At 46.7% G+C, this 11,692-nt stretch carries 9 protein-coding genes; 2 read left to right on the plus strand and 7 right to left on the minus strand.

Annotation, left to right across the window (positions count from 1 at the left end; all coding sequences use genetic code 11):
* The 7 genes from NNL21_RS31470 to NNL21_RS31500 all read right to left on the minus strand — a co-directional run.
* Window positions 1-747: hypothetical protein (locus NNL21_RS31470; RefSeq protein ID WP_256555613.1), on the minus strand; the 747-nt coding region annotated here is incomplete at its 3' end.
* 52 nt (window positions 748-799) lie between these two features.
* Complete coding sequence (locus NNL21_RS31475; RefSeq protein WP_204820800.1) at window positions 800-2,722, minus strand: alpha-galactosidase; 1,923 nt, start codon at window positions 2,720-2,722, stop codon at window positions 800-802.
* Between the two features lie 106 nt (window positions 2,723-2,828).
* On the minus strand, window positions 2,829-4,457 hold the full coding sequence (locus NNL21_RS31480) for a type 2 periplasmic-binding domain-containing protein (protein ID WP_204820799.1): 1,629 nt from the start codon (window positions 4,455-4,457) through the stop codon (window positions 2,829-2,831).
* A 58-nt stretch (window positions 4,458-4,515) separates the two neighbouring features.
* On the minus strand, window positions 4,516-5,388 hold the full coding sequence (locus NNL21_RS31485) for a carbohydrate ABC transporter permease (RefSeq protein ID WP_204820798.1): 873 nt from the start codon (window positions 5,386-5,388) through the stop codon (window positions 4,516-4,518).
* The gene (locus tag NNL21_RS31490) at window positions 5,382-6,353 is read right to left on the minus strand and encodes an ABC transporter permease (protein WP_204820797.1); all 972 of its coding nucleotides are present in this window, start codon (window positions 6,351-6,353) and stop codon (window positions 5,382-5,384) included. The genes NNL21_RS31485 and NNL21_RS31490 overlap by 7 nt, the downstream gene beginning before the upstream one ends.
* A gap of 100 nt (window positions 6,354-6,453) precedes the next feature.
* Window positions 6,454-8,124 carry a cache domain-containing sensor histidine kinase gene (locus NNL21_RS31495; RefSeq protein ID WP_256555614.1) on the minus strand — a complete coding sequence of 557 codons (1,671 nt, stop codon included), beginning with the start codon at window positions 8,122-8,124 and terminating at the stop codon, window positions 6,454-6,456.
* A gap of 53 nt (window positions 8,125-8,177) precedes the next feature.
* Window positions 8,178-9,725 carry a response regulator transcription factor gene (locus NNL21_RS31500; protein ID WP_204820795.1) on the minus strand — a complete coding sequence of 516 codons (1,548 nt, stop codon included), beginning with the start codon at window positions 9,723-9,725 and terminating at the stop codon, window positions 8,178-8,180.
* A 470-nt stretch (window positions 9,726-10,195) separates the two neighbouring features.
* Here NNL21_RS31500 and NNL21_RS31505 point away from each other — a divergent pair, with 470 nt between their 5' ends.
* Together NNL21_RS31505 and NNL21_RS31510 are read left to right on the plus strand one after the other, a co-directional pair.
* A complete protein-coding gene (locus tag NNL21_RS31505; RefSeq protein WP_204820921.1) occupies window positions 10,196-11,185 on the plus strand; it encodes an aldo/keto reductase in 990 nt (329 codons plus the stop codon).
* A gap of 78 nt (window positions 11,186-11,263) precedes the next feature.
* Window positions 11,264-11,653, plus strand: coding sequence for a MerR family transcriptional regulator (locus NNL21_RS31510; RefSeq protein WP_204820794.1), 390 nt, complete (start codon window positions 11,264-11,266; stop codon window positions 11,651-11,653).
* Window positions 11,654-11,692: the final 39 nt, after the last annotated feature.

Below are 11,692 nucleotides of genomic sequence, written 5' to 3' on the forward strand. Positions count from 1 at the left end.
CAGCCCTTCCCCGATCTCGATCGCTTCGATCGTTTGGAGAACCCGGTCAACCGCACAGCCGAATAAGGCGATCTTGGTCCCGGCGATTCGAGCGTCGTCGCCGGCGATCGGCGCGATATCGACCTCCGGCAAATTCCATGCGGGGCGCCGGGCCGCGTTCGTCCGATTCCTGGCATACGCTTGCAGCATGCTTCCTTCGCTTATCGGCCACGCCGCGCAAACATCATATTCGAATTTGTTGTCCGAAGGCTGTGTGCTGTCAGGATCCGGCATCCCGCTGTTCGAATACGTTTGCTGAACATATTCCATCCGATCGAGCTCGAGAGGCCATCCCCCGACGGTTTTTATATTCAATGCCTGCAGGCCGAGGGCGAATGATCCGTTATGCACGACGCCAACCGACTCCCCGATCGAACCGGCTACCGTCGTAACGTAGGGCCCCCAGATGACGGCATCGACATCACCATCGATGGATTGCACTTCGAATGTCGCATAAAGCCCTTTTTCTTCGGCCAAAACCTCCACTGCCGCTCCGCACTCAGGAAACTTCAATGTCATTATGCCGGATGCCGCTTCATAATCGGCCTGCTCCGGCAACTCGATCCGGCCGTCAACGACAACCCGAAGCAGCGGCATAGTATGCTTGGCAGATTCATATCGATTACCGTCAGCGGTATCGGTTAGACCAGTTATCCTGCCTTGACGATCCAATTGAATGTTCAACTTTCCCGCAGAAATGCTCAACATCGTACTCTCATCTCCTTGCAACATTTCATTTATTCGTTTCAAAGCTGCATGTTCAGCCCATCCGCTTGATGATTTCCATCGTAGCAATTTCATGTGGTTGAAGCGTCAGCGTTACGACGCCATGACCGCGCGAGTCCAGGTTCACCGCGCCGATTGTTTCGATGAGGGCCTCTTCTCCGCCTGCAAACCCTGCATATTTTAGCGGCAGCTCCAGCGTAATCGTCTTTTCTTCATCGACCGGATTAAACACGACCAGGACGGAGGGAATTTCCGCTTCCATCGATACATGCATCACCGCATCCGGTTCGAAACCGTTCGGACGCGCCAGATGCACCATTTCTCCAGCCAGTGTCGCCCGATACTTTTTATAGAACGAAATCCATTTCTGAAAAATGGTATTCGTCTTATTCCCGATATAAGCCTTTTTTCCGTATAATACGCCGCTATGCCCGTATCCGAACATGCCGCCGAGCGCATGGTCGTAGGTGGCCGTGTTTTCCTCTGACGGCTCGATGCTATGACCGTGGTATGTTTCCAGGTTAGCGGACGTCCATGTCGCGCAAGCCGGATCTTTATACCTCGAGTCGTAAACAAATGCACGCGATTGCGTAACAAGGCGCATGCCGCCCATGACATTCTGGTCTTCCTCTCGGTAACCGCCGGGACGCTGGCTCAACCCCAGAAACATGGATTGCATTTCTTGCGGCGCAGTAATCATCTTGTTTCTGTCCGTAATCTCCTTGAAAAAGCGCTTTTCCCACATCCAATTCATGAACTCCACGCTTTGGGGATTAGCGTGGCTGTGGTCGGCCTCTAGGCACGGAAGCCCATGATAAGGACCGTCAATGGCAAGGCCGTCAAACCCAATATGATCGAGGAGATGGAGCAGCTTCGTCCTGATATAATCGCCCCATGGCGACTGGTAGCACATATTGCCCAGCCCTTCCGGAGAATAACGGATTCCGTCGGGACCTAAATACTGCCACTCCGGATGCTGCTTGCAAATCTCGGAAGAATGCCAGGCGATTGTCGTTGAGCAATACGGAAGAACCGTCAAGTTTTTACTGTGATAGTAATCGACCAGCATCTTCATATCTTCTTCCCCATTCGGGAAAAGATCCGGACGCGGGATATAGTCGCCTGTATTCGTAAACAGCTGACCTACGAAAAACTCGACCGATTCGACGCCGTCCTCGGCTGCGTTGTCGGCAAATGCAAGGAGCTCTTCGTATGATTTGCATGTAGCCACGATTTGTTTGATTTGCGGCGACGTAATCCATGGCGCAATTTGCTTGTAAAGCCGATGCAAGATAATAGAAGCCTCATCTTTGTTTCCCGATGTAACCGCTTCGTAGCACTTGAATGTTTCAAAATGTTCTCCTTGTATAAGCTCCATGCCGATTGGCTTCGGGAACTCGAACCGGGAGAAAGGAACGTAATAGTCGTCTTCCTTCTGAATGCTCCAATAATAATCACTGAATACGGAAAGTTCTATTTTCCCTTCAAACAATCGAACGATATCAACGGTTACATTATCTACGGTAATGGGGGAAGACGAAACATTGTACACGCGTACATTTTTCGTTAACATGGGCAGCTCGTCGGCAATTTCATATTCGATCACAAGTTCAACCGGCGGTAATCCCTTGTGGCGCCTCGTACATGTCAGGTGAAGTATATCTCCGAAACAACCCTTACTCACCTCGGCGTTTGCCACGTAAAAGGCCCCTTCCCTGTCCCAATTCAACCGGTGCTTCCACGGACCGGCCTCATATGTCTTGCCGTCGATGGTCACGGCAGCCTCGTAAGGCAGGTTCGACTCGAACGAAAAAACCGGGTACCAGTATTCTCCCCTCTTCTTACCATTAGGACGAATATTATATTCAGTCGTCGCCAAGCCTTCCGAAATATCGATTTCCCGATAGATATAATCATTCTGAATGACTATTTTGTTGTTTTGTATGGATATGCCCATAATCCGTCACTCCTCTTTAGCTTGTATAAGAAACCGTCAAGGGAAGGTATGCTATGCGGCCTTCATTGGAAGGCCGCCCGATCAACCTATGCCGTTTCTTGTGACTCTATTGTTGTTTTAACTGATCATACGCTTGCTGTGCTTCTGCCATGACCTTATCGCCGCCTATTTTGTTCCACTCCGCCACGTAGTTGTCAAATTCGCTGACCGGTTTCTTGCCTGTGATCATATCAATGAACGTTTGCATCGTCAGCTTATCCAGTCTTTCCTTGTAATCATTGTAGATTGGCCTGTCGATCGGTCCAAGAATATCATATTTTCCCGTGCCCAATTCCATCAGCTTGCTTCGCAGCGGAAGTAAGGATTTATCCTTTGTAGCAAAAGACGCCAATTCTTCACTGTAATCGTCATTCCATCCCCCTGGAACGGAATAAGCGCCGTCAAAGCCGTATTTCCACCGTTCCTTTTGATCGTCGTACGGCTCAATGTATTCGAACTCGCCATCTGCCGTCTTCTTGAACGTCTTTCCTTCTTCGCCAAAGGTTATCGCGATCTTGGATTCAATTTCGAAGGAGGTGAATTCGAAAACCTGAAGGTATTTGATCATCTTATCGCGATCGTTCTCCAATTGCTTGCCAAACATAATATCGACTCCAAACAGCGCATTGCCCTGCAGCATGCCAAAGTCTCCGTCCGGTCCCTTAGGCCCCGGAATCATGGCAAAGCTGGCATCTGGATTCTTTTTGTGCAGTGTCGCATAGATGTCATTGCAGCAGAATACGCCATCCTGCGCAAGCCCGAACCAATAGGTGCCGACAGCTCCGGATTTTTCCTGAGCCAATTTATCCTGTACATTGTTTGCTTTGTTGACAATAAATTCAGGGTCGATCAAACCTTCACTATACCAACGGTTTAATACGGTTAAGGCTTCTTTCGCCCCAGGCAATATATCGCCACGCACGATCTTGCCGTCGTCTTCCGTAAATGCCCCTGGATAAACGCCATACGCGCCGAACACAAAGCTGAATAAGTCTCCGATTGCCCCGGCCGTACCCGTAATGCCATAAGTGTCCTGTTTGTTATTACCGTCCGGATCGTCATTGCGGAATCGCTTCAACGCTTCTTCCATCTCTTCAAGCGTCTCCGGTGTTTTCGTTATTCCGACTTTTTTCAGCCAATCCTCACGGAAGCCTACAACGTTTCCATGCGGAGCTAAGTCCCAAATCCCCGGCAATCCGTAAATTTTGCCGTCCCTGCGCAAATATTTAAACGGATCGTCTCCCAATACCTTTTTCAAAAATGCTGTGTACTTGGGGGCATACTGTTCCAGATCCTCCGCTTTGATCTCGGCAACAACATCCTGTTTAATCAGCTTGTCGTATTCCTGGAAGCTAAGGCTTTTCCACCAATCGGGAATATCGCCGGAAGCGATAGCCAGATTCAGCTTTTCCTTGGCCGTATCGGAGGAGGCGACATAAAATTCAGCATCGAAATCGAATTTGGATTTGAGGAAGTTCATGAAATAACCGTCTGTTTTGGTTTGTTCCGGATAATACGTCCAAAAATTCAGCTTCATCTTCGCAGCTTCGCCATCCGAACCTTCCCCGTCGTTCGACGGAGCGTTTTCCTGATTCTTCGGTGCTTCCGAATTTGATTTCCCGCTGCATCCGCTGATCAGCAGAACAAGCACCATGCAGAAGATGAATGCGGATAACCCATGTTTTTTTCTGTTCATTGTTTTAACCCTCTCCCGTTTACTTGTTTCGTTCTATTAAATGCTTCACGTTTCATGCTCAACCTTTAATAGCACCTACCATGATTCCCTTCACAAAATATTTCTGCAAAAAAGGATAGACAACAAGCATCGGAAGGATCGAAAGCATGATGACGGTGGCTTGCAGCTGCCTTCCGGAATAGGGACTTTTCTCTTGCAGTTTCGTTAAAACTTCACTAAATTGGGTCGGGTTATTCTGGATAATGATTCGTCTAAGCACCAGCTGCAGCATCTCTTTATTCGCATCGTTCGTATAGATCAACGCGTCGAACCAGGCGTTCCAATGTCCGACTCCTACCCACAACGCTTCCGTGGCAATAATAGGCATGGATAACGGAAGAATAATCCGGATGAATATTTTCAAATATCCTGCACCGTCGACCATCGCCGACTCCTCCAGGCTTTCCGGAAGCGACCGAAAAAAGTTGCGCATAATCAAGACATTGAAGGTGCTGATCATACCGGGGATGACAAGCGCCCATATGGTGTTATACATCCCGAGATACTTGATTAACAAATAGTTTGGAATTAATCCGCCCCCAATAATAAATTGGATCAGCATGAATTTAGTAATCCAGCGATTCAGCGGTAAATCCTTTTTCGACAATGGATAAGCGGTGATCGCGGTTGCCAATATGCTAAGCGCCACACCGAGGCATGTCCTTATAATGGTATTTTTATATCCGATCCATAGGGCATCAAAGTCAAGTGCAAGCTTGTAGCTGTCAAACGTAATCGATTTCGGAAACAGCATGAATGAACTGTTGGCTGCATCCCCGCCATCTAAGGAAATGACCACTTGCGTCCAAAATGGATACAACGTAATGACCAGCACGGCCGTCATGATTGCATATAGAAAGATGTCTGCGATTTTACTCTCCGTCTTTACCATAATGTATAATCACCGCCTCCGATCCTTCTGGCCAATCCATTCGCCGTCAGCATCAGGATGAGACCGATTAACGATTTAAATAAGCCTACCGCCGTCGCATAACCGTAATCCATATCGATCAAACCTTTTCGGTAAACATAAGTGTCGATAATATCGGCAACGTCATATACTTGCGGGTTGTACATGTTGAAAATCTGATCGAATCCGGCATCGAGAATACCTGACATGGACAAGACGAGCATAATACTAATCACCGGCATGAGCAGCGGGATCGTAATATAGATCATTCGCTTCATCCTGCCTGCGCCATCAACGACCGCAGCCTCGTGCAAATGCGGATCGATGCCCGTGATTGCGGCAAAATAAATGATCGAGCTCCAGCCGAATCCCGCCAGAATCGACGTGATGACAAGAATCGAACGAAAATAACTGGTATCAGCCATGAATAATATGGGATCGACCCCGAAAACGCCAAGGATCGCGTTAACCGGCCCCTCAAGTGAAAAGATACTCATGAAAATACCGCCCAGGATGATCCATGAAATGAAATGGGGTAGATAGGATGCCGTCTGAACTGTCTTCTTGAATTTGACGTTCTTCACTTCACTCAGCAGCAGCGCGAAAATGATGGGTATGGGGAACCCGAACACCATGCGGTACAAGCTGATTAATACCGTATTTTTTAGCACCAGATAGAAACCTGGATCTCGGAACGCTTTCTCAAAATGGGCCAATCCGACCCAAGGACTGCCGAAGAAGCCTTTCGTAATTTGAAAATCTTCAAACGCAATTAATAGTCCGTAAATCGGTACATAGTTGAAAATGATGACGTACAATAAGGAAGGAACCATCATGATTAACAGTACCTTGTATTTTTTGAACGCATGTCGTTTGGATCTGGCTTCCCTGGTTTTCGGTTGGCCATTCCATCCCGGCCGCTCGGCCAGCACTGTCGTTTTACTCATCCCTTTCGTCTCCTTCCTCTAATCCATGAATGCGCATTCATTTCATATGGAAAGTATAGCATGGGGGTAATGAGGCAACATTATCACTTATTTGATTTCCTTATCGTTTTTTTGTCAAATCAGATAAGTTAGCATCCTTTACGATTTGCGGGACGGTTATCAACATCGTTGTTCCTTCCTCTCCCTCCCCATGACCTCGAACGGTTATACCGTAACCATGACCGAAAAACAGTTCGATTCTATCTTGTACATTCCTAAGGCCATACCCCGCAGAACGAAGCTTCATCACATTCTGGATCAGTTCTTCCTCCATCCCCGGCCCGTTATCCATAATGGCAAATTGCACGTTGCCATCTACAAGAGTAGCCGAAATGGTGATTATCCCCTTGCCTTCCGTCTTTCGGTTAACGCCGTGTTTGATCGCATTCTCCACCAGCGGTTGCAAAATCATATTGATCGTATCAAACCGATTAACGTCGTTGTCGATATCGTACATAACATCGAAGCCATAATTATCGGTAATGAGCATAATGTCTAAATACGATTTCACATTTTCCAGTTCATTTTTGACCGATATAAAATGGTCTCCTTTGTTGAGTGCCGTGCGATAGTATTTGGACAACGAGGTTACGATCCGGCTAATTTCATAGGATTTAGTTTGCAGTGCCTTCCAGTTGATGGACGAAAGTGTATTATATAAAAAATGAGGATTCATCTGCGCTTGCAGCCGATGCAATTCTTTCTGCCGTACCTCCTGAATCAGTTCTCGAATACGAAACAGCATGTTGCCGAAACGATCGGTCAGCTCGCCGATTTCGTCTTTGGACGAATTATGGATCTTCAGCTCAAGCCCGCCGTTCTCCACGCGTTTCATCCAATGATTCAACCGGTAGATGCGTCTTAACATCCCGTTGGCGAATAGAGAGATGATAATGAGTAGAATAGCGATGCAAATACCGATAACGATAAAGGTTGCATATAAGATAGGGGCAGCGTTTCCGGATACTTGGTCGATCGGTACGTAGCAGTGGATCGTCCAGCCTGTATTCGGAATTTTTTTGTTGATCACCATAAACTCTATTCCGTTAATCGTGGAAATGCCTTCTTCCTGAACCCCTGCAGGGGCATCAGAAAACCAGCCGGCAGCACGTGCATTCGTCACTGCCGCAGTGCCGTGCGAGTCCGTTATGACGAGACCGTAATCGCTTAGCAGCTTCATAGCATCCATGAATATACTTTTGACATCTACATGAACATACAAGACATGATGGCCAGACAGGAACGTTTCCGGAAATTTGCTTACCGCATAGGCTGCCTGCTGTGATTCGTCAAAATACCAGCGGATGCCAAATTTTCTAAGAGCCTCCCTATACCAGCTTTGATCCGATACCCCTGTGGCCGACCGCAAATAATCTCCGTATTCCGGCAGCGGGCTCTCGGTGTATATGGTCAGCTTATCAATTCCGTGATAGGACGTGAGCATCATATTGAAGTACGGATCCAAATACTCTCTTAATTGATTGGCCAACGTCGATAATTCGACCTCTCCACCGTTTGGAACCGATACCATATCTTGAATTAATCGATTGGCGACAATCAATTGAATCAAGTTATTGTACAATTCCATCTTATAGGCAATGCTGCTCTCTGCTGTACTAATGTTTCTCTCGATGCTTTGCTTCGCTTGATCATTGAGCAATTGTCTTGATTGCGTGTATGAATAAATCCCGAGTACCATAATCGGGATAATAGTAACGATAAGATACGACATAAACAGTTTCTGTTTAAATTTAAAACGTAGGAATGTCCAGTTCATCCATCTTCTCATAGGCCCTGTTCTTCCCTGTACTGGGACGGCGTTTTCCCGTAATTGTTTTTGAATAAGGCGGAGAAATAGGCAAAGTTGGGATACCCTACTTCTTTGCCGATATCCGTGATTTTCTTGTTCGAAGTCAAGAGAAGCTCGCCCGCCTTTTCCAACCGGATCGACGTGATATATTTCACGATACTCTTGCCCTTATACTTCTTGAACAATCGGCTCAAATAACCCGGACTCAGATAGACCTGCTTTGCAATGCTCTCCAGCGTGATTTCACTGCAGTACTCCCGGTCAATAATCTGTATGACTTCTTCGATCACGCTGCGAAACAATTCACGGGGTCTTTCAACGCTCGCTATCATATCCTGGGCGATCGACCGCATAACCTCCATGAGCTCCATGAGCGAAGAAGCATTATGGATCCTTTCCAGTCCCATAATGAAATCGTTTACATTATGTTGTATCGGACGATCGATCGACTTCAATACTTCCGTGCAAACATATTTCGCATAGTTTTCCGAGACGGTTTTTCTACCTTCGAGCAGCTCGATCAGAAGAACGATTTTATCGCTATCCACCTCGACTTCCTTTAACCACTCCGTTGTATCGAACAAAACACGGCGAGTGTTAGAATAAACGTCCCTGTCTCCCGACTTGACCTCCCCTGTGTAGAGCACCGCCCCTTTCTCCATAAAAAACTTATTCGCCAACATCGTTTCCATCAAGTTGTATTCACTGCCTATATGCTTGAGGCTTTCGATCAACCCGCTGATCACGATGCTTACGTCCGCGCTATGTTTTTCTTTGAACAACTCGACCAGCAATGTCCCCATCCGAATAAGATCCTCTATGGTTTCTTCCGGACTGCCTTCGTATAATAAAACGCTCTGTACCTCATTCAAATTAACGAAATCGGCTTTCCCGCCAATCATTCCCGTCAATACCGGCTCGACATCGAGATCGTTCCTATCAAAAAAACGGCTTCCCGTATGGATCATCGCCATTCGCAAATAACGGTACCCGCTAAAGTGGATGGCCGTGTCCGGAGACTCGTTATCCTCTTCCGCAATCATCCCCCTGCCATGAATAAGATCATATAAAAACTGCTGCTTCTCGTAGCGAATTCCCTTCCAATAGATCTCTTGGATTCGTTCATTCTTTAATTTCTCTTTCTGCTCTTCGTCGCACAGCCGGATGACATTCGAAACAACGCGCATGAATTCACCGATTTCCACCGGCTTCAGTATGTAATGAGTCACGTTCAAATCGATCGCTTTCTGAGCGTATTCGAACTCGCCATAGGCACTCATAAAAATGATTTTGATATGCGGCAGCAGCTCTTTGACTTTTTGCGCGAGCTGCAGACCGTCAAGCTCTCTCATTCGTATGTCCGTAAGCAGAATATCAATATTGCTGTGGTCGCGGATGTATTCCAGCGCCGATTCCCCGGAATCCGCTTCGTATATTTCAAGTCCCCAATTAAATTGTTCTGTCAGAAATTTGACTCCTTCCCTTTCGGAACGATCGTCATCGACAACTAACATGTTATACATACTTGTCCTTCCCTTCTCAATTTTATCTTGACATCGCAGCAAATACTCGCGGCATCGACAATCCTGCCGTTTCAACAGCTGGAGCTGCCTCTTCAATTTCTATAGGATGATACTCCTCCATGAAAACATAAATCCAATGAAATTGATAGATTTGATCAATTACTGGCGATCTAAATTTGCCGTTCAGTAGTCTTATCGTGATCCAGCATGTAAGCATATTCGTCCCTTCGCTCGACCAAGGATGTCTCGCCTGTTTTATAGCTGAGGACTTCGTTTTTATGATTTTCCATCATTTTCCATAAACGCATTTTAAGCCGCCGTCTCACCATCACTTAAGGATATGGAGTCCCTTGTGCAGTAACATGAATACGGCAAACATTCATTATGGAATCACAATGACTTGACTTGGAGTTAACTCCAGGGAGTAAACTACACATGAGGGAAACCACATGAAAGTGAGGAACAATCCAATGGAATATGTGAAGCTTGGAAATACGGGCTTGGATGTATCTCGGCTTTGTCTTGGCTGTATGAGCTTTGGTGTAGCAGAGCGGTGGGTCCACCCATGGGTACTTGATGAAGAGCGCAGTCGTCCAATTATAAAGAAAGCCCTAGAGCTCGGTATCAATTTTATTGATACGGCGAATGTATATTCAGACGGAACAAGTGAGGAAATTGTTGGACGGGCCTTAAAGGACTATGCCAACCGAGATGAAATTGTCCTCGCAACGAAGGTTCATTTTCGCATGCATCAAGGTCCCAACGGTGCTGGGCTTTCCCGAAAGGCAATCATGAGTGAAATCGATAAGAGCCTTAAGCGGCTGGGAACCGATTATGTGGATCTGTACCAAATCCATCGCTGGGATTACAATACTCCCATCGAAGAGACGATGGAAGCCTTGCATGATGTTGTAAAGGCCGGGAAGGCTAGATACATAGGAGCTTCTGCTATGTACGCATGGCAGTTCCTTAAGGCGTTACATGCAGCTGAGAAAAACAGATGGACCCGCTTTGTATCGATGCAGAATCATTACAACCTCATCTACCGTGAAGAAGAGAGAGAGATGCTGCCGCTGTGTAAGGAAGAAAAAATCGGTGTGATTCCGTACAGCCCGCTCGCATCTGGAAGATTGACACGTGATTGGTCGGAAACAACCCATCGTTCCGAAACCGACCAAGTTCAGAAATCGAAATACGATGCGACTGCAAATACCGATCAATTGATTGTAGAGCGGGTTGCGGCGATCGCAGAACAACGTGGCGTCCCCCGCGCTCAAGTTGCACTTGCCTGGCTGCTGCAGAATGAACCGGTAACAGCTCCCATTATCGGCGCTACGAAAATGTCCCATCTCGAGGATGCAGCAGCCGCTCTTGCGATTACGTTGACACCTGAAGAAATGGCGTCGCTGGAAGAGCCTTATGTTCCTCATCCGGTCGTTGGACCTATTGTGATGCGATGACAATTTTATAAGTAACGATAAGAACGCCTATTCTATCAGATAGGCGTTCTTGATCTGAATTCAGGAGGTGAAATCGGCATGTTGATCGCAGAAGTAAGTGAACAATTTAACTTATCACAGGATACACTCCGCTATTATGAACGCATCGGACTTATTCCACGCGTGAACCGCAATAAAAGCGGAATCAGGGATTATACGGAAGAAGACTGCAGGTGGGTTGAATTTATCAAGTGTATGCGAGGCGTAGGTCTTCCAGTTGAGACTTTGATTACGTATGTGAGGTTGTTTCAACAGGGGGATGAAACCATGGATGCTAGAAAAGAACTTCTCGTCGAGCAGCGTAGGCAGCTCGTAACCAGAATGGAAGAGATGAAGAATGTGTTAGAACGTATGGATGATAAAATTACAAGATACGAACAGACTCTACTTAAAAAAGAAAAAACGCTACAAGGGCCTAAGATTACATAGTCTAATGGACTTCCCTCGGTATAGGCGATATCTAGCCCA

Origin of the sequence: Paenibacillus mendelii, assembly GCF_024498075.1 — a bacterium.
GTDB classification, from domain to species: Bacteria; Bacillota; Bacilli; order Paenibacillales; family Paenibacillaceae; genus Paenibacillus_Z; species Paenibacillus_Z mendelii.

What these genes read in the sequence shown, in the direction of transcription:
- NNL21_RS31490 (WP_204820797.1), bottom strand. Translation starts at nt 6,353, where the DNA reads ATGAGTAAAACGACAGTGCTGGCCGAGCGGCCGGGATGGAATGGCCAA.
- NNL21_RS31505 (WP_204820921.1), top strand. Translation starts at nt 10,196, where the DNA reads ATGGAATATGTGAAGCTTGGAAATACGGGCTTGGATGTATCTCGGCTT.
- NNL21_RS31475 (WP_204820800.1), bottom strand. Translation starts at nt 2,722, where the DNA reads ATGGGCATATCCATACAAAACAACAAAATAGTCATTCAGAATGATTAT.
- NNL21_RS31500 (WP_204820795.1), bottom strand. Translation starts at nt 9,725, where the DNA reads ATGTATAACATGTTAGTTGTCGATGACGATCGTTCCGAAAGGGAAGGA.
- NNL21_RS31485 (WP_204820798.1), bottom strand. Translation starts at nt 5,388, where the DNA reads ATGGTAAAGACGGAGAGTAAAATCGCAGACATCTTTCTATATGCAATC.
- NNL21_RS31495 (WP_256555614.1), bottom strand. Translation starts at nt 8,124, where the DNA reads ATGTCGTATCTTATCGTTACTATTATCCCGATTATGGTACTCGGGATT.
- NNL21_RS31480 (WP_204820799.1), bottom strand. Translation starts at nt 4,457, where the DNA reads ATGAACAGAAAAAAACATGGGTTATCCGCATTCATCTTCTGCATGGTG.
- NNL21_RS31510 (WP_204820794.1), top strand. Translation starts at nt 11,264, where the DNA reads ATGTTGATCGCAGAAGTAAGTGAACAATTTAACTTATCACAGGATACA.